Origin of the sequence: Pseudomonas sp. LJDD11 (assembly GCF_024584215.1) — a bacterium.
GTDB lineage: Bacteria > Pseudomonadota > Gammaproteobacteria > Pseudomonadales > Pseudomonadaceae > Aquipseudomonas.
This window is the reverse complement of the sequence record NZ_JANJFL010000018.1, coordinates 81,647-107,558: the sequence shown is the minus strand read 5'-3', so window position 1 is coordinate 107,558 and position 25,912 is coordinate 81,647. Positions and strand designations below refer to the sequence as shown.

The following is a 25,912-nucleotide window of genomic DNA, read 5'->3' as shown; positions in this document are numbered from 1 at the left end:
GGACCAAGCCCGGATACGCTGCTATTCACGGTTAGCCGCGATTTTGCGTAAGATCCATGCGCACGGCAAATGTAAATCCTGGCCGTTTTGCATGACTTTTATGAATGAGCCCTGTGCATGAATCCGCGTCGTCTTACCCCGTCCATGTCATTGCTGATCGCTTTCGAGGCGGCGGCCCGGCATGGCAGCTTCACCAAGGCCGCCGATGAGCTGGCGCTGACCCAGAGTGCGGTCAGCCGTCAGGTTCAGGCACTGGAGGCGCAGCTGGAGGTCGAGCTGTTCAAGCGCGATGGCCGGCGCATCGAACTGACCACCGCAGGCGCGCTGTACCAGCATGAACTGGCCGCCGCACTGGGGCGCATCCGCAGCGCCACCTTACAGACCATCGCCCACAAGTCGCAAAGCGGCACCTTGAGCCTGGCAGTGCTACCGACCTTTGGCTCGCGCTGGCTGCTGCCGCAGATGCATGACTTTTATGCCCGGCACCCCGGCTCGGTGGTGCATATCCATTCGCGCATTGCCTCAGGCGACCTGAGCGCCGCTTCGGCGGATATGAATGCGCTGATTTGCGTCGGTAACGGCAGTTGGCCGGGGTACATTGCGCATCCGCTGATGGCCGAGGAACTGCTGGTGATTGCCAGCCCGAGCGCCCTGCCCGACCATGCCGGCATGCGCCCTGCGGATGTCGCCCAGCGTTCGCTGCTAAGCGTGGTATCGCGGCCCAACGCCTGGTCGGACTGGTTTGAGCATCATGGGCTGGACCACCACATCATGCGCCCGGGGCCGAGTTTTGAGGTGACCTCGCATTTGATTCAGGCGGTAGCGGCCGGGATTGGCATTGCGCTGGTGCCCAGTGTGCTGGTGCGCGATGAGCTGGCACGTGGCGAGCTGGTCAGCCTGTTTGCACCGATGGACAGTGGGCGCTGCTATTACCTGGCCTATCCGACCCGCTTCCAGAACCTGCCGGCGTTGGTGGTGTTTCGGGATTGGCTGTTGAATAGTTTGTAGGAGCGAGTCTGTCTGTTTTCAGTACCCACGCTCAAAATCCACTACATCACCCAGCGGCTGGTCTTTGTGATAACGCAGCAGGTTGGCGACGAAGTGTTCGACGATGTTGTGCCAGATCACGCCGCTGGCCGGGGATACGTGGGGCGACAGGCGCACTTTGGGGTGTTTGTAGAAGGGGTGGTCAGCCGGGGTCGGTTCTACGGCGGTGACGTCGAGGGTGGCGCGGCTGAGCTGGCCGGCGTCCAGCGCGTCGAGCAGCGCGGCTTCGTCGATCAGGCTGCCGCGGGCGATATTGACCAGGTGCAGGCCCGGTTTGGCGTGGCTGAGCAGGGCCTTGTCGACCAGTTGCCGGGTGGATGAGGTGGCCGGTGCGGCCAGTACCACGTGGTCGGATTCGGCGAACAGTTTTTCCAGGCTTTCGGCGCGTTCGACTCCCGGTACATCGAAGGGTTTGCCCGAACGGTTCACCGCGATCACCCTGACCCCAAGCGCTTGAGCCCGCACTGCCAGGTCACGGCCGATGGCCCCAAAGCCGACGATGCCCAGCGTGCTGCCGCTCAGTTGTTGCAGCGGGAAGCGCTGCCACTGTTCGGCGCTGTCGATCCAGACCTGCGGAAACTGTTTGACCTGGGCCAGGATCGCCGCCAGGGCAAATTCGGCCACCGCCACCGACGCGGTGCCACGCGCCGACGACACTGGTAATTGATCGAACAGCCAGGCCGGGTAGCCGTCGATGCCCGACGAGGTCAGTTGCACCCACTTGAGGTTGAACGGCCAGCCCGCCGGCTGCTCCGGCAGTTCCTGAGTGAGGAAGTTACCGAAGAACGGCCGGGTCAGCAGAATGCTCGCCTCGGGCGGCACCTGCGGCGCGCCCTGGCCGATGGCAACGATGGTGTACTCCGGCAGGCGCTGGCGCAGCAGCGCGTTGATTTCTTCATCGTGCTGGCTGGCGATCACGGTGTGGGACATGGATCAGTTCCTGTTTGATTTGCTTGATAAAGCGATGCTAGCAATCCGCGCGTGATGCCGAAAATGAATTAAAAATATAAGCTAATATGCATTTCCATAATTAAGCGCCAACGCAGCTTCAGGTACTTGAGTATCGAGCCAGAGCCTTCCCGGCACATCAGCGAGCAACTTCGCGGTGTAGTCGGACGACGGCGCCTGAAACACCTGCTCGCAGGCGCCCTGCTCCACCACCTTACCGTCGCGCATCACCACGACATGATCGGAAATCTGCCGCACCACGGCCAGGTCATGGGAGATGAACAGATAACTCAGGCCCAAACGCTGCTGCAATTGCCCCAGCAGCTTGAGGATCTGCGCCTGCACCGAGGCATCCAGCGCCGACAGCGCTTCGTCGAGCACCAGCAGCTCCGGCTCCAGCGCCAGGGCACGGGCAATCGCCACGCGCTGGCGCTGACCGCCAGACAACTCGCCGGGCTTGCGCTGCAACAGATGGGCCGGCAGTTCGACCTGCTCCAGCAGACTCGCCGCACGCGCCCGGCGTGCAGCGCGCTCGCCAATGGCAAACGCATGCAGCGGCTCGCTGATGATCTGCTCCAGGGTCCAGCGCGGGTCAAGTGACGCGTAAGGGTTCTGGTAGACGATCTGAATGCGCTGGCGCAGGGGCTGCCAGGCGCGCCGCGACAGGCGGCTCAGGTCTTGCCCGGCAAACAGCAGCTGGCCACGGTCGGCCCGCTCCAGGCCGAGAATCAGCCGCGCCGTGGTCGACTTGCCCGACCCCGACTCGCCCACCAGGCTGGTGGTGCCATGGCGTAGCACATTGAAAGACACCTCATCGACCGCTGCGCGCCCCGGCTGGCGCCAGTTGGAGAAATCCTTGCGCAGCAGATGCACCTGCAACAGCGGCTCGGCACGCAACACCCTGTCACGGCGCGCTTGCGGTGCATCGCTCAGGGTCGGTGCCGCATCGAGCAATTGCCGGGTATAGGCATGCGCCGGGTGCTGAAAAATCTGCTGCGCCGGGCCGCTTTCAACGATGCGCCCGCGCTGCATCACGATCAGCCGGTCAGCGCGATCCAGCGCCACCCCAAGGTCGTGGGTAATCAGCAATACCGCTGTGCCGCGCTGGCGGGCCAGGGTTTGCAGACGATCAAGCACCTGGCGCTGCACCCCGACGTCCAGCGCACTGGTGGGCTCATCGGCAATGATCAGCGGTGGGTCGTTGGCGAGCGCAATGGCGATCAGAATGCGCTGGCGCATGCCGCCCGACAACTGATGCGGATAGCTGCGCGCCACCCGCTCGACTTCATTGAGGCCAACCTGCGCCAGCAACGCTGGCACCCGTGCGCGGGCCTCGCGGCGCGCTACACCGTGTACGGTCATGGCCTCGCTGAGTTGCTGGTCGATGCGTTTTACCGGGTCCAGCGACAGGCCGGGGTCCTGCGGCACAAAGCCCACCAGCCGGCCGCGGCGCTGACGCCACTGGCGCTCGCCCAGGCCGACCAGCTCTTCGCCGGCCAGGCGAATACTGCCGGCTTCAATCACCGCGTTACTGGCCAACAGGCCAATCAGCGCCCCGGCCGTGGTGGACTTGCCCGAACCGGACTCGCCAACCACTGCGACGATTTCCCCCGGATGGATGGCAAAACCCACCTGATCAATGCCCTCGACCCGCCCGGCGGTGCTGCGGTAACCGATGCGCAGACCTTCAACCTGCAAGATTGGCTGGCTCATGGGTGTTCTCCCTGAATGTCCTGAATGGCCCGCGCCAACTGGTTGGCCGCCAGCACCACCGAAGCCAGCACCAGCCCCGGCAGCGTGGTGTACCACCAGGCCGCGACCATATAGTTGCGTCCTTCGGAAATCAGCAGCCCCCACTCCGGTTGCGGCGGCGGCGCGCCAAAGCCGAGAAAGCTCAAGGCCGACACCGACAGCACTGCCGCACCAAACTCCAGCGCCGCCAGGGCCAGTACCGGCGCGGCGGCATGGGCAAGGATATGCCCACGAATGATCCCCCATGGCCCGACCCCGCTCACCAACGCCGCCTCGACAAACAACCGGCTGCGCCAGTGCAGCACTTCGCCGCGCACTAGGCGGGCAAAGGTCGCCACTGACGACAGGCCCACCGCCAGGGCGATGTTCAGGGTGCCGAAGCCCAGTACGGTGATGATCGCCATGGCCAGCAACAGCGACGGAATCGCCATCAATACCTCGACCATGCGCATCAACAAGGCATCCAGCCGACCACCGAAATAGCCGGCGACCGTGCCAAGTACGATGCCCACCAACAAGGCGATCAGCACCGCCAGCGCGGTGGCTTGCAGCGATAACGCCGCCCCATGCACGGCGCGGCTGTAAAGGTCGCGGCCCAGATGGTCAGTGCCGAACCAGTGCTGCGCGCTGGGCGGTTGCAGCGCTTCGGCCGGCAGCCCCAGCAACGGGTCCTGGGTGCTGAATAAAGTCGGCCAGAGCGCCCAGGCCAGGGCCAGGCTCAGCACGACGATGCCCAACGGCAGCAACGGCCGTTTGCGCAGCACCGGCCGCACGCGGGCCAGCCAACCGGTACCGTTTGCGGCATATAGAACGGTGGTAGTCATGGGGCACCTGCGCGGATACGTGGATCAAGCAACGGATACAGCAGGTCCACCAGCAGGTTGACCAGAATGAAGATCACCGCGGCGAGCAGCACCACGCCTTGCACCATGGGAATGTCCTGATTGCTCACCGCCGCCTGAGCCAAACGCCCGACGCCCTCACGGGAGAACACGGTTTCGGTGACCACCGATCCCGCCAGCAGATTGCCCACCAACACCCCGGACAGGCTCAACACCGGCACCGCCGCGTTGTGCAGCAGGTGCACGAACAGCAAGCGCCGGCGGCTCAGCCCCTTGGCCAGCAGGCTTTCGGCGAACGGCTGGCGCGAGACATTGACCAGTGAGCGCAGCAGCACCTGGGCAATCACCGCCGCGGTGGGAATGGCCAGGGTCGAAGCTGGCAACACCAGCGCAGCAAAACCCTGGTTACCCATGGCCGGAAACCAGTGCAGCTTGAATGAGAAACCCTGCAACAGCAGCAGCCCGACCCAAAACGTGGGCAACGACACCGACAACGCCGGCAGCCCGAGCAAGGCGTCGCGCAGCCAGCGCCAACGCACCAGGCTGGCGGCCAGCGCCAGACCGATACCGCCCAGCAACGCCAGGCCCAGCGCCAGCAGGCTCAACTGTGCGGTGGCAGGCAATGCCTGGAGCAAAGCCGCCGCCACCGGCTCGCCACTCTGGATCGAATGGCCGAAGTCCAGTTGCAGGGCTTTGTACAAGGCAATGCCGTACTGCACCGCCAGCGGCTCGTCCAGATGGTATTCGGCGCGCAACGCCAGAATCTGCGCCTGATCCGCCGCCGAGGGTTCACCACTCTGGTTAAGCATGATGCTTACCGGGTCACTGGGCAGCGCATAGAGAATCACGAACGACACCGTGAACGCTGCCCACAGCACCACTGCGCTCTGCCACAAGCGGTGCAGCGCGGCGGTTACGGTCTGGCGCCAATACAACCCCTGGCCTGGCGCGCCAGGGCTGGCGGTTATCGTTGAAAGGTCTGTCATTGGATTACCTATTGGAGAGCCCCTTGGAGAGCCGTGGCCCGTTCGCTGCTGAAGCAGCTCCTACGGAGGCGCGTACGGCGTTCATGGCTTCTGCAGCCAGGTATCGAAGAACTGCAAACGCGACGAGGCCTCGTAATGCAGACCATGCACCCGCTTGCCATGGGCGATCACCGTGGCCAGTTCGATCAGCGGAATCACCTGGCCCTGTTCGATCAACTCACGGCTCACCGCGTCGACCCGTAGCTGGCGCAGCGCCGGGTCGAGGGTGGCCGCCGGGGCTTCGAGCTGTTTGTCCAGCTCGCCTGGCTGACGCTTGCCATAGTTACGCCCGTTCACATGAAACAGCGTGCGCAGCACATCCGGGTCAGCGCGGGTCAGGTTGTAGAAATGCAGGCTGATATCGCCGCTGTTCATCAGAGCGGTGACCTGGCTGATGGTGGTACGGTTCAGCCGCAGCTCAACCCCGACGCTTTTCAGTTGCTGCTGGATAAGCTCCAGAATCGGCGTGTTCTGCCAGTAATCGACCTTCAAGCTCAGGCGCTGGCCGTCTTTTTGCCGGATGCCGTCAACGCCCGGCAGCCAGCCGGCCTCATCGAGCAGCCGCTTCGCGCCGTCAGGGTCATAGGTCAGCAGCGCGGAAAAGTCCGTATAGAACGGCGTACTGCTGGCCAGCACCGAGGTCGCCGGGCGCTGGTAACGGGAAATGATGCTGCGCAGTTGCTCGCGATCAATCGCCTTGATCAGCGCCTGACGCACCCGCAGGTCGCGGTACAACGGGTTGTTCAGGTCGGGGGTGAGGTTGTACACCACCCCAGGGTTGGCGCGGGTCAGCAAGGGGATGCCCTGAGCCTCCAGGGTTTTCTCGTTCTGCGCCACCACCCCGGTATCGACGTCGATCTGCCCGGACAACAGGCTGCCCAGCCGCACCCCGGACTCAGGCACGATGATGAACTCGATACCGTCCAGCCAGGCCTTGCCGGTGTGCGCCGCCAGTGACGAGCCCCAGTTGTAGTCGTCACGGCGTGACAGGCTGACCTTCTGGTTGTGCACGAAACTGTCGAGTTTGAACGGCCCGCTGCCAATCAACTTGCCCTGGCAACGCTCGGCCGGGTCGCTGGCCAGCGTGGCCGGTGCCAGCAACCCCAGGCTCATGGTCGAGGTGGCCTGCAGGAACTGCGCATTGGGTTGTTTGAACTCAATGACCAGGGTACGGCTGTCGGGGGTGTCGATGCGCTGCAGGCCCGCCAGATACGTACCGGCCAGGATCGAGCGGGCGCCCAGGGCGATGATCTTCTCGAAGTTGGCCTTAACCGCCTGGGCATCCAGTGGCGAGCCATCGCTGAAGCTCACCCCGTCGCGCAGGTAAAAGGTAAAGCGCCGGGACTCGGCGTCGATCTCCCAGCGGCTGGCCAGCCACGGCACGATCTCGCCAGTCTGCGGGTCCTGGTCGGTGAGCGAATCGACCAGTTGCCGACCGACATTCAACGCGGTGTTATTGCCGGCCTGATGCGGATCGACACAGTTGGGGTCGCCATCCAGCGCGACCTTCAGCACCCCGCCACTGACCGGCGTGCCGACCGCCGCCTGGCTGGCAGGCGGCGACGACTCGCCACAGCCGGCCAGCAGCAAGGCCAATGCCAGCGCGGCGGGTTTGAACAACGTTTGCACCGGTTTGCTCATGCCACCTGCCCCGCTGTATGACGGTTGCGAATGTACGGCAAGCCCAGATTGTCGCGCAGGGTCTGGCCTTGGTATTCGGTGCGAAACAGCCTGCGGCGCTGCAACTCCGGCACCACCTCTTTGGCGAAGCCTTCGATGCCTTGGTGCAGCCCGGAGAACATCACATTGAAGCCGTCGGCAGCATCAGCCTCGAACCAGCTTTGCAGGTCGTCGGCGATGCTCTGGGCGGTGCCGATCAGAATCCGGTGGCCGCCGGCGGTGAGCTTGTTGAACAGCTCACGCACGGTGGGCCGTTCACGGCGAATCAGCTCGAACACCAGCTTCTGCCGGCTCTTGTGGGTGTTGGTATCGAACTGCTCCGGTGGCAGCGGCACCACCTCGTCAAATGGCAGCTCGGACAAATCAAAGCCCAGGCTGGCGAACTTCGAGATGCTGCGCAGAAAGGTCTTGGGTTCCAGCAGTTCCTGCAACTGGTCATAGCGGGCCTGCGCCTCAGCCTGGGTCTTGCCGACCACCGGAGAAACGCCGGGCAGGATTTTCAGATGCTCGGGGTTGCGGCCAAATTCTGCCGCCCGCGCCTTGATCTCGCGGTAGAACGCCTGGCCCTGCTCAATGGTGTGTTGGGCGGTGAAAATCAGCTCACCGGCCCGCGCCGCCAAGGCACGCCCGGAGTCCGACGAGCCGGCCTGGGCGATCACCGGATAACCCTGCACGGGACGTGCGGCGTTGAGCGGGCCACGGACCTGGAAGTGCTTGCCGTGATGGTCGAGCACATGCAGCTTGGCGGTGTCGAGAAAACGCCCGCTGGCCTTGTCTTGCACAAAGGCATCATCGGCGTAGCTGTCCCACAGGCCGGTGACCACGTCATAGAACTCTTCGGCGCGCTCGTAACGGTCAGCGTGCAGCACATGGGCGTCGAGATTGAAATTCTCACCGCCGCCCAGCGACGTCACCAGATTCCAGCCGACCCGGCCACCGCTGAGGTGGTCGATATTGGCCAGCTTGCGGGCCACGTTGTAAGGCTCGTTATAGGTGGTGCTGGCGGTGCCGATCAGGCCGATATGCCGGGTGACCAGGGCCAGTGCCGGGAGCAGGATCAACGGGTCCCAGCGCACGCTGTTGGGGCCGCGCTCCAGCACCGCCAGGTCCGGTTCGACATTGACCGTGTCGTTGAAGAACAGCGCGTGAAAACGGGCAGCTTCGAGAGTCTCGGCGATCCAGCGAAAGTGCCCGAAGTCACGAAACGAGTCAGGTGCGGCGCTCGCGTGGCGCCAGCTTGAACCCATGATGCCGGCGCTGGGGATGAAGGCGCCGAGCAGTAGTTGTTTCTGCGTTGTGCTCATGAAAGCTCCTACAGATCAGAAGTCATAGCTCAGGCGCGTGTACCAGAAGCCGCCATAAGGGTTGAACGGTGAGGCGTTGCCGAATTTCGGGAAGCCGTTGACGTCACCGGCCGGGTAGCCGTTGTTGTCGGCACGCACGTCGAACAGGTTGTTGGCGCCCACGGCCACGCCCAACTGGTCGGTGACCGCATAGGCCACTTCCAGGTCGGTGATCCACTTGGCGCCGAAGGTCGAGTCGAAGTTGGGGTTGGCATCGCGCACCGTGACCTTGTCGTAACGGGTCACGCCGAGGTTGATGTCGAAGCGGTCGATCTTCCACTGGCCACTGAGAATCAGCTTGGTCTCGGGGTTGGCCACGGTCAGGTAACCCTGGGCAACCCGGTCGAACAGCTCCAGCCCACTGCCGGACAACGCAGCCGGCGTCGACTTGATGCTGTCCAGCTCGGTCTTGTTGTAGTTGAACGCCACGCCGTACTTGACGCTGCCAAAGCGCCCGTAATCGACCCGGTAATCGGTAACCAGATCCACGCCACGGGTGGTGGTGTCTGCGGCGTTGGTGAAGTACTTGACCCGGTAACCGGGCGTATAACCCAGTTGCTGCAGCACCTGATTGACCCCGCTGCCAAACAGAAAACCGGTCAGCGCCACCCGGTCCTTGATCTCGATCTGGTAGGCATCGAGGGTCACGTTGGCTTGCGGCAATGGCTTCCAGGTCAGGCCCAGGCTGATGTTGCGCGACTTCTCCGGGTCGAGGTCTTCGGCGCCCAGGGCGCGGGCCAGCGGCGAGTCGACCCGTGCGGTCTTGGCTTCGACGAACTGCGCCACGCCGTTGACCAGGGTGTACTGGTTAGAGGTCTGGGCATAGGTCGATTGCGACAGCGACGGCGCCCGAAAGCCATTGCTCAGCGTACCGCGCAGGGCGAACTCCGGGGTGAAGTCGTAGCGCACCGAAACCTTGCCGCTGGCGGTGTTGCCCGAGCTGTCGTCATATTTTTCGAAGCGCCCGGCCAGGCCCAGGTACAGCTTGTCAGTGGGGTTGATGCCCAGGTCCAGGTAAGTGGCGTAGCTGTTGCGGCTGTTCTGCCCGGCGTCTTCCGGGGTCAGGGTGATCGCGCCTTGAGCGCCCACGGCGGCGGGCTGGCCGGCCAGCGGCCCGCTCGGGTAGACATAGCCACCGTTGATCCAGGCTTCGACATCTTCGGACTGGGTCTTGTAGCGCTCGTGACGATGCTCGGCACCCCACGACACTTGCAGCGGCTTGGCGAGCCCCACATCAAAGGCGCGGGTCAGGTCGAGGTTGCTGGTCCACTGATCGAAGGTGTTGGTGTAACTGTCGAAGCGGGTCGGGCTGCCGGGGCCCAGCGAGGCGTTAAGGCTCTCGTCCGAGCCGGCCAGCGACTTGGCGCGGCCAAAGGTCGAACTCAGGTCCCAGTTCCACTCGGCGAGCTGGCCCTTGGCACCGGCAGCGGCCTGAAAGTCGGTCTCGTCCAGGGTGTAGAACGGTGCGGTGCCGTCGGGGTAAATCTGCGGGATGATGTTGGTCGAGTTGGGCCGCCGGAAGTTCTGCCCGCCCCTGGCATCGCGCTGGCTGTAGGTCGAGAACGAGTACAGGGTCAGGTCGTCATTGACCGGCAGTTCGGCGTTATAGCTGAGGTTGTAGCCCTTGATCTTCGGCAGACCGTTGCGCTGCGGCTGGCGGTCGGCGCCGGCCTCGCGTGCATCGCCGGGAAAGTAGAAGTTACCGGTCGCGTCCCTGGAACGCACCGCCGTCTGTTGTGATTTGGCATCCACCGAGACGTTGAAAAAGCCATCGTTGGGCAAGGCAAAGCCGGAGTTGACCGCACTGCGAATCGTCCCGCCGTCGCCGCCTTCGTAGTATTCGCCATACTGGGTGCTGACCGAGCCGCCATGGTCGGTCTGCTTGAGGATGATGTTGATCACCCCCGCGATGGCATCGGAGCCGTACTGCGCCGAGGCACCGTCGCGCAGCACTTCCACATGGTCGATGGCGCTGACCGGAATCAGGTCCAGGTCCACCGGGTTGGTGCCATAGGCGGCAGTGGAATCGAGGTTGATCACCGAGCTGTTGTGGCGCCGCTTGCCATTGACCAGCACCAGCACGTTGGAACCGTTCAGGCCGCGCAGGCTATAAGGCCGGGCAATGCTGTCGTTGGAGCTACCCGACGGTCGCTGACTGAACGACGGCAAGGCCTTTTCCAGCGCGCCGCGCAAGCTGGCCTGGCCGGTTTTTTCCAGTTGCGCGCCACTGACCACATCAATAGGCGCCGGGCTGCTGGTCACGGTGCGGGCTTCACTGCCGCGTGAGCCGGTGACCACCACGGTTTCCAGGCTTTCAACAGGTTCGGCGGCATGCACCGGCAACAGCGTGAAGCCAGCCAGCAGCATCGGTGCCAGCGCCAGGGAGGGCTGAGGGAACGTCAGTTTCATAAGGGATCAGGCTTCCAGAATGGTTTTAAAATCGTCGCGCCACAGCGGTCGTACATCGACGCGCTGGCGAATCAGGCGATGCTCGAAAAAGCTGTCAGCGACCTGCTGCGCCGAAACGATGGCCGGCTCGCTGATCGACTCCAGGCGGATCGGCGCACCGCGCTCACGAAACTGGCGCAGGTACAGGTCGGCGCTGATACCGGTCAGTTCGGCACTGTGTTGTGCCCAAGCCTCGGGGTTGGCGGCGACCCAGGCCCAAGTCGCCCGCTCGCGGCGCAGAAAATCTGCGATCTGCGCCCGTTTGAGCGGGTCATCCAGGGTGGCGCGGCGGGCGGCAATCACCGTATTGCCCACAAACGGGCTGGCGTTTTCCAGGCGCAGCGCCGGCACGCCGGCGTTGCTTTGTTCGGTGGCTTGCAGGGCACTGATGCCACCGGCCACCAGCGCATCCAGGTGACCGCTGCGAAAGGCAATCAGCGCCTCCTGCATCGGCATGGGCACCGGTTTGATGTCTTGCAGGGTCAAGCCGTGACGGCTGAGCAAGTCGAGCAGGTAATACTGGGTGTTGGTGCCGCGCACATAACCGACACTGCGGCCTTTGAGATCGGCCACCTGAGCGATACCGGTGTCGCCACCCACCACTAGCCCCAGGTCCTGGCGGGCGCCAGGCAGTACCGCGACCACCGCCAGCGGCACTTGGGCCAGCGCTGCAAAAATTGGCGGCACTTCACTCATCTGGGTGTAATCCAGACTGCCGCTGCGCAGCGCTTCAAGCACGATATTGCCCCCGGCAATGTCGACCCACTGCACCGGGTACGGCGTGTCAGCCTGGCCGGCCAGCTCGATGAACGACGCCGCCGAGCCCTTATAGCGCCAGACCCGCAGCGGTTCCTGCGTAGCCGCCAGTGCCGGAGCCAGCAGCCCGGCGGCGCCCAGCGCGGCCGCGCCACGCAGCAGCTTGCGTCGTGTCAGGTCGGTCATGATCAACCGCCTCAGTCGAGCAAGTCAGGCTGTTGGGCGATGATCTCGTCCCACAGCGGCTGGAAGTTCAGCCACGAAAACAGCTCGTTGCGGGCGCGGCTTTGCGCGGTGACCGGGTCGGTTTGCGGCACCACCGGCACACCGGCAGCACGGGCCAGCAAATGCGAGCGCGCCACGTCCTCGGCCAGAATGAAGCGCCAGGCGGCACTCTCGACGCTCTCGCCCACTGTCCAGACCCCGTGGTTTTGCCAGAACAACAGATTGTTGTTGGCAAAGCTGTCGACAAACGCTGCGGTCACCCGATCACGGTCGTTGTCGAGGCGGCCGTCGCCGCTGCGCAGCTCATGGCGGCGGAAGATCGCCTGATCGTCAACAAAGGCACCGGCCTCGGCGGTAATGGGCTCGAACAACTGGCCAAGCGCTGACCAGGTGCGGCCATAAAAGCCGTGCAAGTGGGCGATGCCGACCACCTCAGGGCGCGCATTCTGGATACCGTCGTGCAGCTCCAGCGCGCTGGTGTTAAGCAGGCCTTCGCCCTCCACCACCTGCCCCTCACGGTTGACCCGCAACAGGCTGGACACGCTGATTTGCGAGAACGGCACACCCAACGGGTTGATCCAGTAATGCTCCGGTTCGATCGGGTCGCGGGCAGTGAAATGCCCGGCCAGCCCGACTTCGAACCCGTAGCGGGCAAACAATCGATAAGACGCCGCCAGACGCTGCTTGCGGTGCAGGCGCTCCTGCTGCAGGTCGTCGTGGTGCGGCACCGCCTCAAGGTTCAAGCGGTTATTGCCATGGGGCAGGCTCAGCAAGCTGTTGGAATAAGGTTGTCTCTGGCTCATGCCGGTTACTCGTGCTGGCGCTCGGCTTGGCGAGCTTTATTCAGAGCGAACACAGGCGCAAAGCGCCGTGCTGGGCTCAGGTTCGGGTTCGGACTCGGGGTCGATAAGGAGGATCTACGTCTGGAGCGACGGATCGGCAGGCAGTGTCAGGTGCTCATGTACAGGAACCCTCGCATGGAATCGATATGGCTACAGCTCTCCTCCACCGTGCGAGGGGTCGGGTCGAGCGCGATCTTGCTGGGCCGGAATGTCAAAAACGGCCTGGTGACCAGAGTGCGTGGCGATCCTGCCACGCGGCAAACGCACATCCATGCTGTGGCCGAGGATGCAGGGGAGCGTCATGAGCGGCCATGGCTAGAACATAAACGCAGGTTGATTGATCTGTAAAATTCCTTAATCGCATAACCTAATATTAATATTTGTTATTTATGGTTAATTTATTTATCTGAAAAGCGCATAAGAAAGCGCATTCGCCCGGCAGCGCTTCGAAACTATCGTTATTCAATATCGATATTTAAAAAATATTTTTAATACCTATAAGATCCATGCATCGAATGCCACCATTGCCGAACACCGGAGCATGCATGAACAAATCCACCCGCTTTCCTCGCCTCAGCCGCCTGGCCACCACACTGGGCCTGTGCACCAGCCTGCTGGCCGGCGCAGCCATGGTGCCTGCCACCGCCCAGGCTGAAGGCGAGATTCGCATCGCCGAACAGTTCGGCATTGTTTACCTGCTGCTCAACGTGGTGCGTGACCAGAACCTGATCGAGAAACACGGCAAGGCTGACGGCTTGGCGATCAAGGTCGACTGGACCCAGTTGTCTGGCGGCTCGGCGGTCAACGACGCGCTGCTGTCTGGCTCGATCGACATTGCCGGTGCCGGTGTCGGCCCGCTGCTGACCATCTGGGACCGCACCAAGGACCGCCAGAACGTCAAGGCCGTAGCCTCGCTGGGCAACTTCCCGTACTACCTGCTCAGCAGCAACCCCAACGTGAAGACCATCGCTGACTTCACTGAAAAAGACCGCATCGCCGTACCGGCAGTCGGCGTCTCGGTGCAGTCGCGTTACCTGCAGTACGCCGCTGCGCAGCTGTGGGGCGACAAGGAGTTCAACCGCCTGGACAAATACACCGTCAGCCTGCCGCATCCGGACGCCACCGCCAGCCTGATCGCCGGCGGCACCGAACTGAACGGCCACTTCTCCAACCCGCCGTTCCAGGATCAGGCACTGGCGAAAAACAAAGACGTGCACGTGGTGCTCGACACCTACAAACTGCTCGGCCCCAACTCGCCGACCGTGCTGTTCGCCACCGAAAAATTCCGCGCCGAGAACCCCAAGACCTACAAGGCGTTCATCGAAGCACTGGGTGAGGCCGAGGCCTACATCAAGAAAGACATCAATGGCGCTGCCGACACCTACATCCGGGTCAGCAAGGCCAAGATCGACAAGGCCGAACTGCTGAAGATCATCGACAAACCCGAGTTCCAGTTCACCACCACCCCGAAAAACACCTACCCGCTGGCCGAGTTCCTGTACCGCGTGGGCGCGATCAAGAACAAACCGGCCTCATGGCAGGATTACTTCTTCCAGGACTCGTTCAAGCCGTTGCAGGGCAGTTGATGGCGGGTTAGCGATAGAAAAAGCGCAGCCTGTGGTGAGCAGGCTGCGCTTTTTTATATTTGCTCGATATAGCCCACGATCTACAGCTTATTTCGCTCCAGGGTTTAGAAGCATTTCAAGATCTATCGCCTTTCCCATCGCCTGATAGCCTGCTCTGTTCGGATGCACTCCATCGCCCGGGCCGCCGATCGTGCTGTCTGGCACGAATTGCTTTTGCAATTTTCCCGAGGCGGGATCGCGGGTAGCCAGGTCAAAATCAACATAGCCGTCGAATAACTGACTCGACCGGATAAAGTCATTTAACGCTTTGCGTTTATTGTCTTGCTCGAGACTTCCATGGGCAGCGCTGGTACTGCCGTAAGCCGTCGTGAGGGTTGCACCTATGATACGAACACCGCTTACCCACTCACGCAATTTTGCAATCGCGCCCGTCATTCCTTGGATGACGTCATCTAGCGAGGCCCTGCCGTTCTCGCTAAAGTCATTTATACCTTGCATCCAGATCACCGTCGAAACACCAGACAGCTTGACAATGTCCGTGTCAATTCGTGATACAGCGGCCGGTCCACCCCGAAAGGCCTGCTGCGCAGTATAGACACTTGGGCCAATGATCTGATTGCCACCCATCCCAAGGTTTACAACCGAAAATTTATCCCCATAAGCGGCATGTAAGCGCTGGTTCAGAACATCCGGCCAGCGATCATCACCATTTAACGTTGACCCGACACCGTCGGTGATTGAGTCACCCAATGCGACGACAACTTGGGTATCGCCAGGCATACGCATATCCACAACATCAAGAAAGTAAGTGGATATCGTGCTGTAAGGCAGCTCCAGCCCGGCGTCATCATTCGCAGACGCAACGCTGTTGGGTTTGCTTAGATAGGAAGTGCTCAGCGACTTGGCGTGCCATGTCATCGGCCCACTCGAACCTACGACAGCGAAACTGACGGCTATTTTCCTTCCCTCCAGCAAAGGGAATGCCTGTTTATGAATCGGCAGCTCAACAGCATCGCTCCAGACAGACTCCCCGGCGGGAACGGTCACCTGACTTTTGCCCGCAAATAAAACCGGTCGACTGCTGCCTGCCACGATTGAAGATCCGTAAGCATGCAAGCCGACAGAGACTCCCTCAAACACCACCGACTGTGTACCAAATGAGTTTGATAGCCGAATACGGGCATGTGAGCCCCAGCGACTGGGCCGAACGATGAGGCGGAAACTCTGGTTGTTCGCCCCGCTAGCCTCATCTGCAAATGCATACTGTAAATCAGGCTGAGCGGCAGGATTTCCAACCGGATAAGGGCCCTGCTCGGCTGCTGCCCATACGGAAATCCATTTGCTGTCAGGGTCCGGACTTGAGTGAGCGCCAGGGCTCAAATTACTGCTTGGTAAGATCATGGCCATCCTTGTTATGTTTATTCGGCGTATATCATTGACCTGGTTTTTCGAGCAGACCGAGGCCGCGATGCAGGTACGCGCCCAGATCCTCGCCAGCCTGCTCTTCAAGCAAGCCAAGCGTAACCGCTATCCCCGCTTGCTGAAGAATCGCGATACCCGCGCCAGCATTGCGCGGGTCAGGGTCCAGCATCGCGACATGCACGCGCTTGATCCCCGAACTGACCAGAGCCAGCGCACAGGAAGGCGTGCGCCCCGCGAACGAGCAAGGCTCCAGCGTCACATAGGCCGTCAGCTCATCGAGGCCTGGCGCCAACCGGGACAGCGCCATCGCCTCCTCATGATGCTGCCCCGGCGGCTGCGTGTAGCCGCTGGCGACAACAACGCCATGGCTCACGATGACGCAACCCACCGGCGGGTTCGGCTGGCAGCCGGGCAATGCGCGCCGGCCCTGCTCCAGTGCCTGATTCATGAACAGCCGGTCTGACTCCGAGAATATAGAGTGCTCAGCGGTTAGCGACATGGCTGAATCCTTGTGCTGCGGGATGGAGGTGTTTGGGGGATTGGATACTGAACCCCGATTGCACACGTTCGCGGCGTCCAAACAAAGCTTGCGCCCACGAGGCACATCCGCTGTTCATATTCTTTTTTCTAGCGAAAAAGTATACGTGAGAACGGTACAGTCTGTTTAATCATCAACACACTCTTCACGCTAATATGCAGAGATTTGCCAGGAGGTGCTTCGATGGTAAGCCTTGCACCTCGTGTTACGGATTGTTGGAAATCAACGGAAGGCACAGTCGCTGCACTGTCTACTGGCTATCGGAGATTTTCTGAGCGAAGTTCACATCAAAGCAATCTCTCCATGCAATGATCTAATCGCCTCCAAGCTCCAATATACCCATTACTTTCGTGGCTCCAATCTCGCTGCCATCAGCGCGCTCGAACTTATCGAGTCGTTCGGTGAGCACTCTGTTACCGCCTGCAGCAATGGTGAGTATTTCAAAACTTACCTTTCGACTTTGGCGTCGGGACGCATCATGGCCAAGGCTGCGGAAATAATTCGGGAGCCCAGCATCAGGCTTCTGCTTGGCGGTTTGAATGTCGAAATCGTGGATCACTTACGATCTGAGGTTCTATTTAGCGAATAAAACCTGAGACTATCGCCTGCTGCTTAACCAAGTGCTGTTGAAATAACTCAGCATAATCGTCCCGCACAGCAGAAACCACACTCGGCCTGTTTGCCAGCGAACCCCGCCACGCTGTGACGCGAGGAAGGTTGTTGAAGATCCGCTGGGAGACGACTGGGCTCAGCACGTCGAAGTAACGAAAAAGGGGTGCAAACACTACATCGACCATGCTGAACGCTGATCCGGAAAAATAGGGCACTTGATCTAGCTCGTTTTCAAGCCGCTGCAGTTTGCTTCGAAAGACAGCTTTCTTGTTCTCAGCGATTTCAAGGTCTTTGGCGTTGAGAAACTGCCAGGCATCTGCAAGCGCCGCGGCGCCAAACTCTATCCAGGCACGCTGTTGCGCACGTGAGAGTGCGTTGTTGGAATAGAGACTGACGCCACCCTGCGTTTCATTGAGGTATTCGCAGATGGCCATGCTCTCGAACAGTATCGTGTCTGCCCTATTTGGCCGCTCCACCTTAAGCAAAGGCACCTTTCCTGTCGACGATAGCGCCAGCAACCAATCTGGCTTGTAGACGAGGTCGACATCGACTCTCTCGAAGGACACATTTTTTTCCAGCAAGACAATCGCCGCTCGCTGCACAAACGGGCACAACGGATGGCTGATGAGTGTAAGTCGGGCGTTCGACATGGTGATCTCTCGGCAAGGCTGCGACGGGATGGGAGTCGATGCGGCTATCGCTACAGCAATTGCCCGCCGGAAATGTCAAAAGTCGTCCCATTGGCCCAAGCCATGTCATCGGACAGGATCGCGGCCACCGCACCACCGATATCGTCTGGCAGACCGACACGGCCAAGCGCGATGCCCTGTGCCACGTATGCGTTCACCTCCTTGTTGTCACGTACCGCACCACCGCCGAAGTCGGTTGCGATGGCACCAGGGGCAATTGCATTGACCCGAATTTGGCGCGAGCCAAGCTCTACGGCCAAGTAACGGGTTAGAACTTCGATCGCGGCCTTTACTGCTGCATACACGCTGTAGCCCGGCAGGGTAAAACGCACGAAGCCGGACGATACGTTCAGGACACGACCGCCATCTTCCATGATTGGCAACAGTTTCTGGGTCAGAAAAATTGGTCCACGAAGGTGAGTGGCAACCAATGAGTCAAACTGGCCTTCGGTTGCGTCAACAAAGTTCGAGAAGAGCCCATTACCGGCATTGTTGATGAGGAAGTCGAAGCGTTCACGGCCGAAGTCGTTCTGCAGCGTACTGGTCACCGCCCTTACGAAAGCGGGATAGCTGCTGGTCACGGTGATCTCGAGCGGCAGCATCGCGGCTTTGCCGCCCAAAGCTTCGATCTCCTGTTTCAATGTCTCGGCCTCTGCAGAGCTACTGCGATAGGTACCGATGATATGGACGCCGCGCTTGGCGAGATGAAGCGCCATATTGCGGCCAAGGCCACGGCTGGCGCCGGTGATGAGTGCGATCTGATTGGTCATGGGATATCTCTGTAGGTTAAGCGCGCCCTGCGGCGCTTTCTTGACCCGCTCAAGATAGGCGTTGACCGTTTTTCAACACACGTCCAATAAGCTCAATTCATTGCCTGATTGTCTCAAGTGTCTTGCGCACTCGCGAGGCGTTGGCATAATCGCCGCATGAACGACGATCTTGCCCCGCACCTCGATATAGCCCTGCGCCACGCGCCACCGGGTTTGACCATCACCCAGATCCCCCGTGTGGATATCTGCGTGGGTCAGGGCTCTACCGACAAGGCGCCCTGTCTGTACCGTTCAATGATTTGCTTCATCCTGCAAGGCTCGAAACGCGTTGCGATCAACGACAATCTGCTGAGTTACAACAGCGAGCAATATCTTATCAGCGCCTTGGATCTACCTTTGATCGGGCAAATTCTTGATGCTGAAGGAGGGCGGCCTTATGTGGCACTATCGATCGTGCTGGATCCGGCCATATTGGCTGAATTGGCCGCAGCGATGCCGCCGGTACGCGAGAGCGAGCAAAAGGGCATTGGCATCGCGATAAACCCAATGACCGCTCCGCTTCGAGGCACCCTACTTCGTTTGCTGTCGCTACTCGATACACCTGACGATATCCCGATTCTCGGCCCCATGGTCGAACGGGAATTGCTTTATCGTCTCTTGCAAGGGCCGCAGGGAAGGCTCCTGCGGCAGATCGCTCAACCTGAGGGCCCCCTGGGTAGCATTCGGCGTGCCGTTGCCTGGATCAGGGATCATTACAATACCCGGCTTCGCATCGAGGCGTTGTGCGATGCAAGCGGTATGAGCCGGGCGAGCCTGCATCGCCATTTTCTGTCGATGACCGGTCTTAGTCCTGTCCAGTATCAAAAACAGCTCAGATTGCAGGAAGCTCGCCAGCTCTTGCTTGCTGGCGAGCATCGAGCGGCTGACGTGGCGTTCGCTGTCGGCTATGAAAGCGCATCGCAGTTCAGCCGCGAATATTTGCGCCAATTCGGCGCATCGCCTGCACGTGATGTACGCGAGATCCGGCAGGCAATAGGCAATCCAATCAGGGTGTAGATGGCAGATCAAGATGAGAACCAGACAGGCAGTGACAGTGCAGTTATCCAACGCCTGAGAGGCGACTTGGCGCAGAACACCTGAGCCGTTTTTTTTCCGCCCTCAGGGCGTCCATGAACGGCCCATCAATGCGCAATGATCACCTGACCGGCCTGCCGGTGCCCCTTCGCAAACCCATGCACACTCGCCCGCCATGCAATGACCAGGCTCAGCAGTAACAACACCACCAAAACCCATGCAAAAGAACTGACGCCCCATTGACCGAGCAGCACGCCGCCGAGTAGCCCGGCAGCGGCGATTGCGCTGTTCCAGACCACCACGTTCATGGACAGCGCGACATCAGCGCCCTCACCTGCCGAGTCGGCCAGCGCAGTCTGCAACAGGGTGGCGGCGCCGCCAAAGGTCAGGCCCCAGATGAACGCGCCGACGTAAATCGCCAGCGCCGACGCTGAAAACAGGCCGAACAGAACCGCAACCGCTGCGAAGGTCGCCAGGCTGGCCAGCACAGCCTTTCGCAGGTGACGGTCAACCAGCTGCCCGGTGATCCAGATGCCTGCCAGCGCCGCAACACCAAATGCCAGCAAGACCAGATCGACGTCATTGGCCAGCCCGGCGTTGGCAACAAACGGCGCGACATAGGTATAAAGAATGTTGTGTGCCAGCATCCAGGTGAACACCACAGCCAGCACCGAACGCACACCGGGCGTGAGGAAAACCTGACGCAGTGCCATACGCTGCGAGGCCGCCTGGCCAGGGTAGTCAGGTACTTTGACCAGCACCCAGACGATGAGCAGCAGGGTCATTGCGGACATCAGCCCGAACGCCATACGCCAGCCCATGAGCCCACCCAGCCAGGTGCCCAGCGGCACGCCCAGTGACAAGGCGACAGGTGCGCCCAGCATCGCCACCGCCAGCGCACGGCCCTGCAAGTGCGGAGCAACCATGCGCCGTGCATAACCGGCAATCAGGCTCCAGGCCAGACCTGCCGAGACTCCCGCAAAAAACCTCGCCACCAGGGTCAGCCAGTAGCTGGACGACAACGCCGTGACCGTGTTGAACAGCAGAAAGCCGACCACCGTCAGCAACAACACCGTTCTGCGCCGCCAGCCTTGCGTGGCGATGGTCAGCGGAATGGCCGCCAGCAACGAACCCAGCGCATAAACCGTGACCATCTGCCCTGCAAGCGATGCCGAAACGTCCAGGCCATTGCTGATCTCAGGCAGCAAGCCGGCAGGCAACGTCTCGGTCACGATGCAGATAAAACCGGCCATTGCCAGTGCCAGTAACGCCCCAAGCGGCAGCTTCTCGCTGTGTTTCTCATCGGTAACCATTTAACACCTCAATTTATATACTGATCGATACAGATGTTAGGCGTGATCCGGGCGGGTGGTCAACGACTTATGTATCGACTAGTATTTAAATCATTCTGCATGAGGATTTGACATGGCACAGATGGGTCGGCCACGCACGTTTGATCGTGACCTGGCAATCACTCAGGCGCTGCACCTGTTTTGGGAGCATGGCTATGACGCGACCTCGCTCAGCCAACTCAAGGCCGGGATGGGCGGCGGTATTAGCGCGCCGAGTTTTTACGCCGCGTTTGGCTCGAAACAGGCGCTGTTCAATGAAGTGGTCGAGCGCTATCTCGACACCCACGGCCGGGTCACCGACAGCCTGTTCGATACAACCCTGCCGCCCCGAGAAGCCATTGAAACCGCCCTGCGCCGCTCGGCGAAAATGCAATGCGAGCCCGATCATCCCAAGGGGTGCCTGGTGTCGCTAGGGTTGATGAGCGCGTGCTCAGAAGAGAGCAAGGCCATCGCCGAACCGCTGATGCGCACCCGAATCCTCAACCGTACCGCCATGGCTGCATGCGTCGAGCGCGCTGTAGCCGCGGGTGAATTGCCCGCAACGGTGATACCCGAAACGCTTGCTGCTGCCTTTGACAGCTTTCTGCTTGGCTTGTCGACCCTGGCACGCGATGGCGTGGCGCATGAAACGCTGGATGCTGCGGTGACGCAGATGATGGGAATGTGGGACGGTTTGCGCGCTGCCGCGCATTGAATGCAAGCGGGTAGGAGCTGCTTCAGCAGCGAAGGCTCAATACTGTACTTAGGTATATAAATCGATAGCCTGCATTTTTATCAATGAAACCGAATCAGGCTGCCGATATCGAGTGGCGACGATGGGAAAGGACATCCGCGAGGTGATTTACGCTTGACCGGGTCCGCGAATTACCTACAGGGAGTTTTTTATGAAATACCGATCTCGCCTGCACAGTGTGCTGGCCGTCGCCGGGTTTGTGACTGCGCTGCTGCCTGCGACGGGGAGCGCCTTCATGGGCTCGGCTCTGGCGATTGTCATGTTGCCTTCAATAATTTCTAGCCTTCTGCTTCCCATGGCAATTGTTATCAACCTCTGGGCCCTGGTATCCGGCTGGCGGCTTTTTCTTTTTTTCGTATCAGGAAAAAACGAACCAGGACCGGGCTGCTGGATCGGGCTGGTGATCTTTTGTGTTTCCGTAACGAGTTTCAGCATTTACACGAAATGGCCGAAATTTGAACTGCCTTGGCTGACCCTTGCGGTGGTCCTGCATTGGCTGTGGCTGTATTGGAAGGATTTCAGGCTGGACTGGCGGCGGGCAGTCACTCATTAAAGGGTGGGCATGCCCCCCGACCAAGGGATCCGGTAGAAGCTCGCTCGCGAAGACGCCGGGGCCGACAAATCCTCTGCCGTGCCTGACAGGCCGTCTGCACGAACGAGTTCCTGGGCGTTGCGCCTTACCAGCTATACGCCACCTGCGCATAGTAGAACGCACCGCTGTAGCCATAAGGCGAGTAGGTGCTGTACGCCAGGTTGCCGCCGCTGTTGGCGAAGCTGTTGAGCTTCTCCGGGTATTGGTCGGTGACGTTGTCGCCGCCCACGGTGAAGGTCCAGTTGTTCCAGTTGTAGTCCACCGACAGGTCCAGCAGCCAGGCGGCGCTGAAGGTCTGGTCGTTGACCGGGTCGGCCTGGTAGCTGGTGAACTCACCGTAGCGCACCAGGTTGGAATGCACCGCCCAGTTGCCGAAGGTGAAGTCGTTGCCGAAGCTCAGCTTGTGCTTGGGCGTGGTGTCACCCAGCAGGCCGATGCGCTCGCGGCGGTCGACGCGCACCAGATCGACGCCCAACTGGCTGAGCACGCCAGGGTTGGCTTTGACGTCGGTGACTTTGGTGTGGCTGTAGTTGTAGCCCAGGGTGCTGTTCCAGCGCACGCCGTTGTCGAAGCGGTAGCGATAGTTGGCGACCAGATCGACGCCGTCGGTGCTGGTGTCGGTGGCGTTGGTGAAGTAGCGCACCGAGGTGTAGTTGATGTCCCCTACCCCGTTGGCCCGCAGGTAGTTGGCCGCAGCGTTGTTGAGCACCAGGTTGGACGACAGCGAGATCCGGTCCTTGATGTCGATGCGGTACACATCGGCGGTCACGGTCAGGTTGTCCAGCGGTTCGAGCACCAGACCCACGCTGTAGTTACGCGACTTTTCCGCTTCAAGGTCTTCAGCACCCAGCAGTTGCGCCACGCGGCTGCTGGCCGGGAAGGTGCCGGCTTCCTGGATGCTGTTGCCGATCAGTTGCGACGAGGTAAAGGCAAAGTTCTGCTGGGCCAGCGACGGTGCACGGAAACCGGTGGAGACGCTGCCGCGCAACGCGACCTGCGGGGTGAAGTCGTAACGGGCCGATATCGCCCCGCTGACGTTGGAGCCGAAGTCACTGTAGTCCTCATGGCGCACCGCCGCCGAAGCGCTGAGTTTGTCGGTGAAGTTGGTTTCCAGGTCCAGGTACTGGGCGAAGTTATGCCGCGAGGTGCTACCGGCGTCCGAAGCGCGGAAGCCTGCCAGCCCCGAGCTGCCGCTCTGGAAGTACGATTCAGCCTGGCCGGCAGCAATCTGATAACCCTGGCGCAGGTATTCAGTACCGAACGCCACCGACACCGGGTTGGGCAGCCAGGACGCACTGAACTCGCGAGACAGATCGAGGCTGAGCTGCTTCTGGTCGTTGGTCAGGGTGCCGTTATAGAACGAACGCGGCGTGGCCAGGCCGAGCGAGGTGTTGATGGTCTTGGTGCGGATTTCGTAGCTGTTTTTGCCGTAGTTGGCCGACAGGTCGTAGTGCCAGTCGTAAGCCAGTTCGCCACGCAGACCGGCCACCAGGGTGGTGTCTTCCAGGGTGCCGCGAATCAGAGGCAGGTAGCCGTTGGGGAAAATTGCCGGGTTGTTGTTCGACGCGTTGCTGGCCCGGTAGAAGGCAGCAGTTTCGCCACGACGCTTGCTGTAACCGCCGAAGCTGTAGAACTCGGCCGCATCGTTGAAGCTGTACTCGCTGTTGAACTGGATCTTGCCCTCTTCACTGGCCGGCTCACCCTGACGGAATACATGCTGGCCGTAGGTGGTCGAGCCGATGCTCGCGGCGCGGAAATCATCACCGGCGCGGTCGGTGTAGTCGTTGTTGGCGCCTTCGGCGGACAGGTTGATAAAGCCGTTCTCACCCAGCGCAAAACCGGTATTGCCGGCCACCTGGCGCTGGATGCCATCGCCTTTCTTGTACTGGCCGAAGCGGGTCGAGACCGTACCGCCGTTGTCCGCGCTTTTCAGAATGACGTTGATCACCCCGGCAATCGCATCGGAGCCATAACGCGCCGAAGCCCCGTCACGCAGCACTTCGATACGCTCGATGGCCGACAGCGGGATGGCGTTCAGATCCGCCGGTGCCGAACCGCGCCCCACCGCGCCGCCCAGGTTAATGAACGCCGACGTGTGGCGACGTTTGCCATTGACCAGCACCAACACCTGGTCCGGCGACAGCCCGCGCAACTGCGCCGGGCGGGTCAGCTCGGCGCCGTCCACCAGGCTGGGGCGTGGAAAGTTGATCGATGGAATCAGCTTGGCCAACACCGCGCCCAATTCGGCGGAGCCGGTGCTGCGCAGGGCATCGCCGCTGATCACATCAATCGGTGACAGCGACGCGCTGGCGGTGCGCTCCTGAGCGCGGGTACCGGTGACGATCACCGTGCTCAGGGTCGAAGACTCCTGCGCCGCTTCCTCTGCCCCCGCAAAGGTGCTGACGCCCAACAGATTGGCCGAAACGATTGCCGTGGCCAACAAATGACGCTTGAAACTCCTCATACCGCTCCCCTTGAATCCCTTTACCGAGGCAGGCAGCCCCAGCCGTGACGAGCGATCCGTGCGGCGGACGGTGGCGATCATCTGGTCATTATGATTTGAATAACGGTGGCCCGATGACATATATCCTAACGCGATTTAAATGTGGTTTTTAAATACGATTTAGAAATATGCAAGTGCAATTGGGTTTGGATTCACAGGCCGCGCAGCACGCCATTCTGTTCAGACGCGCAACTCCCGCAACACCTCCAGCACATGGGTTGTGGCGCGTTCACAGCGGGCGGCGCGATGGGCAATCCCCAACTGGCGCCATAACGGCGGCTGCAAGGGCCGCATCACGATGCGCGGGTCAGGCGCCGGGGTGGCCGCCTCATGGGGCAGCAGCGTGGCACCGTAGCCCGCCGCCACCAGGCTTTTTATCGCATCGTTGTAGTTAAGCTCGATACGCGCCACGGGATGACACTCATCAGCGGCAAACCACTCGCTGGTCAGGCGCGCCAGTCGGGTGCTGCTGTCATTGAGAATCAGCGGCTGACGGGCCAGCCAGGCTGGTGTGATGACCTCGGGGCATTGCCAACGGGCCGGCAGAAAAGCCATGACCGGATCACGCCGCCACGGCTCGATGCACAACCCCTTGGCTGGCGCCTGCGGCAAAGCGACCAAACCAATGTCCAGCGCCCCGCAGGCCAACCGATGCAAGGTTTCCTGAGAGGTCAGCACCGCAACCTGGACGTCGATAGCCGGATGCCGCTCGCCGAGAATTTCCAGGGCCTGAGGCATCAACTGCGCAATCGCACCGGTGGATGCGCCCAGCCGTACCCGCCCGGCCAGCCCCTGGACCTGACGTTGCACTTCCTCCAGCGCCTGGTCGGCTTCGGCCAGCAGGTTGCGGGCCCGCACGATCAGCGTTTCACCGATGGCGGTAGGCTGCACCTGCCCGCGGGTACGCGACAGCAGTGCAGCGCCCACCCGCGCCTCAAGGTCGGCAATGTGCAGGCTGACCGTCGGCGCGGCGAGGTTGAGCGCCCGCGCCGCTTGAGCGAACGACCCCAGGTCGGCAATCGTCACCAGGGTACGCAGACGGTCGAGGCTGACTTCACGCATGGCACAGCACTCATTCAGAAAAACTGAATGAAAGCATTTTTAAATTCAACTTTCACTATCTTAGGTATCAA

The 25,912-nt window shown here is 61.1% G+C and carries 21 protein-coding genes; 5 read left to right on the top strand and 16 right to left on the bottom strand.

All coding sequences use genetic code 11. The features are described from left to right. Positions 1 to 117: 117 nt before the first annotated feature. Positions 118 to 1,008, top strand: coding sequence for a LysR substrate-binding domain-containing protein (locus tag NRB16_RS19740; RefSeq protein ID WP_257106743.1), 891 nt, complete (start codon positions 118 to 120; stop codon positions 1,006 to 1,008). Positions 1,009 to 1,026: 18 nt separating this feature from the next. On the opposite strand, the gene NRB16_RS19735 is transcribed toward NRB16_RS19740, so the two are convergent. The 9 genes from NRB16_RS19735 to NRB16_RS19695 form a co-directional block, all read right to left on the bottom strand. Further along, on the bottom strand, positions 1,027 to 1,977 hold the full coding sequence (locus NRB16_RS19735; RefSeq protein ID WP_045491745.1) for a D-isomer specific 2-hydroxyacid dehydrogenase family protein: 951 nt from the start codon (positions 1,975 to 1,977) through the stop codon (positions 1,027 to 1,029). A gap of 81 nt (positions 1,978 to 2,058) precedes the next feature. Next, positions 2,059 to 3,708 carry an ABC transporter ATP-binding protein gene (locus NRB16_RS19730; RefSeq protein ID WP_257106742.1) on the bottom strand — a complete coding sequence of 550 codons (1,650 nt, stop codon included), beginning with the start codon at positions 3,706 to 3,708 and terminating at the stop codon, positions 2,059 to 2,061. Beyond that, the gene (locus NRB16_RS19725; protein ID WP_257106741.1) at positions 3,705 to 4,571 is read right to left on the bottom strand and encodes an ABC transporter permease; all 867 of its coding nucleotides are present in this window, start codon (positions 4,569 to 4,571) and stop codon (positions 3,705 to 3,707) included. The genes NRB16_RS19730 and NRB16_RS19725 overlap by 4 nt, the downstream gene beginning before the upstream one ends. After that, complete coding sequence (locus NRB16_RS19720; RefSeq protein ID WP_257106740.1) at positions 4,568 to 5,575, bottom strand: ABC transporter permease; 1,008 nt, start codon at positions 5,573 to 5,575, stop codon at positions 4,568 to 4,570. Before NRB16_RS19720 ends, NRB16_RS19725 begins: the two co-directional genes overlap by 4 nt. A gap of 81 nt (positions 5,576 to 5,656) precedes the next feature. Continuing rightward, positions 5,657 to 7,255 carry an ABC transporter substrate-binding protein gene (locus NRB16_RS19715; protein ID WP_257106739.1) on the bottom strand — a complete coding sequence of 533 codons (1,599 nt, stop codon included), beginning with the start codon at positions 7,253 to 7,255 and terminating at the stop codon, positions 5,657 to 5,659. Continuing rightward, entirely contained in the window at positions 7,252 to 8,598 is a 1,347-nt protein-coding gene (locus NRB16_RS19710; protein WP_257106738.1) for an LLM class flavin-dependent oxidoreductase, read from the bottom strand. Before NRB16_RS19710 ends, NRB16_RS19715 begins: the two co-directional genes overlap by 4 nt. Positions 8,599 to 8,613: 15 nt before the next feature. Beyond that, entirely contained in the window at positions 8,614 to 11,046 is a 2,433-nt protein-coding gene (locus NRB16_RS19705) for a TonB-dependent siderophore receptor (RefSeq protein ID WP_253142257.1), read from the bottom strand. Positions 11,047 to 11,052: 6 nt separating this feature from the next. Then, positions 11,053 to 12,027, bottom strand: a complete 975-nt coding sequence (locus NRB16_RS19700) for an ABC transporter substrate-binding protein (RefSeq protein WP_045491762.1) — start codon at positions 12,025 to 12,027, stop codon at positions 11,053 to 11,055. A gap of 11 nt (positions 12,028 to 12,038) precedes the next feature. Further along, a complete protein-coding gene (locus NRB16_RS19695; protein ID WP_257106737.1) occupies positions 12,039 to 12,869 on the bottom strand; it encodes a class II aldolase/adducin family protein in 831 nt (276 codons plus the stop codon). 584 nt (positions 12,870 to 13,453) lie between these two features. Here NRB16_RS19695 and NRB16_RS19690 point away from each other — a divergent pair. Then, the gene (locus tag NRB16_RS19690) at positions 13,454 to 14,494 is read left to right on the top strand and encodes an ABC transporter substrate-binding protein (RefSeq protein ID WP_257106736.1); all 1,041 of its coding nucleotides are present in this window, start codon (positions 13,454 to 13,456) and stop codon (positions 14,492 to 14,494) included. A gap of 87 nt (positions 14,495 to 14,581) precedes the next feature. Here NRB16_RS19690 and NRB16_RS19685 read toward each other — a convergent pair whose 3' ends face one another. The 4 genes from NRB16_RS19685 to NRB16_RS19665 form a co-directional block, all read right to left on the bottom strand. Then, positions 14,582 to 15,895, bottom strand: coding sequence for a GDSL-type esterase/lipase family protein (locus tag NRB16_RS19685; protein ID WP_257106735.1), 1,314 nt, complete (start codon positions 15,893 to 15,895; stop codon positions 14,582 to 14,584). Between the two features lie 31 nt (positions 15,896 to 15,926). Beyond that, a complete protein-coding gene (locus NRB16_RS19680) occupies positions 15,927 to 16,415 on the bottom strand; it encodes a bifunctional diaminohydroxyphosphoribosylaminopyrimidine deaminase/5-amino-6-(5-phosphoribosylamino)uracil reductase RibD (RefSeq protein WP_257106734.1) in 489 nt (162 codons plus the stop codon). 617 nt (positions 16,416 to 17,032) lie between these two features. Beyond that, entirely contained in the window at positions 17,033 to 17,716 is a 684-nt protein-coding gene (locus NRB16_RS19670; RefSeq protein ID WP_257106732.1) for a glutathione S-transferase family protein, read from the bottom strand. 50 nt (positions 17,717 to 17,766) lie between these two features. After that, positions 17,767 to 18,525: an SDR family NAD(P)-dependent oxidoreductase gene (locus tag NRB16_RS19665; RefSeq protein ID WP_257106731.1), complete on the bottom strand. Its 759-nt coding sequence runs from the start codon at positions 18,523 to 18,525 to the stop codon at positions 17,767 to 17,769. Positions 18,526 to 18,681: 156 nt separating this feature from the next. Here NRB16_RS19665 and NRB16_RS19660 point away from each other — a divergent pair, with 156 nt between their 5' ends. Beyond that, entirely contained in the window at positions 18,682 to 19,581 is a 900-nt protein-coding gene (locus NRB16_RS19660) for an AraC family transcriptional regulator (RefSeq protein ID WP_257106730.1), read from the top strand. Between the two features lie 125 nt (positions 19,582 to 19,706). Here the strand turns inward: NRB16_RS19660 and NRB16_RS19655 are convergent, their stop codons facing one another. After that, a complete protein-coding gene (locus NRB16_RS19655; protein WP_253142249.1) occupies positions 19,707 to 20,912 on the bottom strand; it encodes an MFS transporter in 1,206 nt (401 codons plus the stop codon). Between the two features lie 112 nt (positions 20,913 to 21,024). Between NRB16_RS19655 and NRB16_RS19650 the strand changes: the two genes are divergently transcribed. Together NRB16_RS19650 and NRB16_RS19645 are read left to right on the top strand one after the other, a co-directional pair. Next, positions 21,025 to 21,645, top strand: coding sequence for a TetR/AcrR family transcriptional regulator (locus NRB16_RS19650; protein WP_257106729.1), 621 nt, complete (start codon positions 21,025 to 21,027; stop codon positions 21,643 to 21,645). A gap of 190 nt (positions 21,646 to 21,835) precedes the next feature. Next, positions 21,836 to 22,237, top strand: coding sequence for a hypothetical protein (locus tag NRB16_RS19645; protein WP_045491801.1), 402 nt, complete (start codon positions 21,836 to 21,838; stop codon positions 22,235 to 22,237). A 124-nt stretch (positions 22,238 to 22,361) separates the two neighbouring features. On the opposite strand, the gene NRB16_RS19640 is transcribed toward NRB16_RS19645, so the two are convergent. Beyond that, positions 22,362 to 24,740 carry a TonB-dependent siderophore receptor gene (locus NRB16_RS19640; protein ID WP_257106728.1) on the bottom strand — a complete coding sequence of 793 codons (2,379 nt, stop codon included), beginning with the start codon at positions 24,738 to 24,740 and terminating at the stop codon, positions 22,362 to 22,364. A 219-nt stretch (positions 24,741 to 24,959) separates the two neighbouring features. After that, positions 24,960 to 25,841 carry a LysR family transcriptional regulator gene (locus tag NRB16_RS19635; RefSeq protein WP_257106727.1) on the bottom strand — a complete coding sequence of 294 codons (882 nt, stop codon included), beginning with the start codon at positions 25,839 to 25,841 and terminating at the stop codon, positions 24,960 to 24,962. Between the last annotated feature and the right edge of the window lie 71 nt (positions 25,842 to 25,912).

Excerpts from the sequence above, each read along its gene's own strand:
- NRB16_RS19700 (WP_045491762.1), bottom strand. The coding sequence starts at position 12,027 with ATGACCGACCTGACACGACGCAAGCTGCTGCGTGGCGCGGCCGCGCTG.
- NRB16_RS19705 (WP_253142257.1), bottom strand. The coding sequence starts at position 11,046 with ATGAAACTGACGTTCCCTCAGCCCTCCCTGGCGCTGGCACCGATGCTG.
- NRB16_RS19720 (WP_257106740.1), bottom strand. The coding sequence starts at position 5,575 with ATGACAGACCTTTCAACGATAACCGCCAGCCCTGGCGCGCCAGGCCAG.
- NRB16_RS19695 (WP_257106737.1), bottom strand. The coding sequence starts at position 12,869 with ATGAGCCAGAGACAACCTTATTCCAACAGCTTGCTGAGCCTGCCCCAT.
- NRB16_RS19685 (WP_257106735.1), bottom strand. The coding sequence starts at position 15,895 with ATGATCTTACCAAGCAGTAATTTGAGCCCTGGCGCTCACTCAAGTCCG.
- NRB16_RS19735 (WP_045491745.1), bottom strand. The coding sequence starts at position 1,977 with ATGTCCCACACCGTGATCGCCAGCCAGCACGATGAAGAAATCAACGCG.
- NRB16_RS19740 (WP_257106743.1), top strand. The coding sequence starts at position 118 with ATGAATCCGCGTCGTCTTACCCCGTCCATGTCATTGCTGATCGCTTTC.
- NRB16_RS19670 (WP_257106732.1), bottom strand. The coding sequence starts at position 17,716 with ATGTCGAACGCCCGACTTACACTCATCAGCCATCCGTTGTGCCCGTTT.
- NRB16_RS19655 (WP_253142249.1), bottom strand. The coding sequence starts at position 20,912 with ATGGTTACCGATGAGAAACACAGCGAGAAGCTGCCGCTTGGGGCGTTA.
- NRB16_RS19640 (WP_257106728.1), bottom strand. The coding sequence starts at position 24,740 with ATGAGGAGTTTCAAGCGTCATTTGTTGGCCACGGCAATCGTTTCGGCC.
- NRB16_RS19710 (WP_257106738.1), bottom strand. The coding sequence starts at position 8,598 with ATGAGCACAACGCAGAAACAACTACTGCTCGGCGCCTTCATCCCCAGC.
- NRB16_RS19650 (WP_257106729.1), top strand. The coding sequence starts at position 21,025 with ATGGCACAGATGGGTCGGCCACGCACGTTTGATCGTGACCTGGCAATC.
- NRB16_RS19680 (WP_257106734.1), bottom strand. The coding sequence starts at position 16,415 with ATGTCGCTAACCGCTGAGCACTCTATATTCTCGGAGTCAGACCGGCTG.
- NRB16_RS19690 (WP_257106736.1), top strand. The coding sequence starts at position 13,454 with ATGAACAAATCCACCCGCTTTCCTCGCCTCAGCCGCCTGGCCACCACA.
- NRB16_RS19715 (WP_257106739.1), bottom strand. The coding sequence starts at position 7,255 with ATGAGCAAACCGGTGCAAACGTTGTTCAAACCCGCCGCGCTGGCATTG.
- NRB16_RS19730 (WP_257106742.1), bottom strand. The coding sequence starts at position 3,708 with ATGAGCCAGCCAATCTTGCAGGTTGAAGGTCTGCGCATCGGTTACCGC.
- NRB16_RS19725 (WP_257106741.1), bottom strand. The coding sequence starts at position 4,571 with ATGACTACCACCGTTCTATATGCCGCAAACGGTACCGGTTGGCTGGCC.
- NRB16_RS19645 (WP_045491801.1), top strand. The coding sequence starts at position 21,836 with ATGAAATACCGATCTCGCCTGCACAGTGTGCTGGCCGTCGCCGGGTTT.
- NRB16_RS19660 (WP_257106730.1), top strand. The coding sequence starts at position 18,682 with ATGAACGACGATCTTGCCCCGCACCTCGATATAGCCCTGCGCCACGCG.
- NRB16_RS19665 (WP_257106731.1), bottom strand. The coding sequence starts at position 18,525 with ATGACCAATCAGATCGCACTCATCACCGGCGCCAGCCGTGGCCTTGGC.
- NRB16_RS19635 (WP_257106727.1), bottom strand. The coding sequence starts at position 25,841 with ATGCGTGAAGTCAGCCTCGACCGTCTGCGTACCCTGGTGACGATTGCC.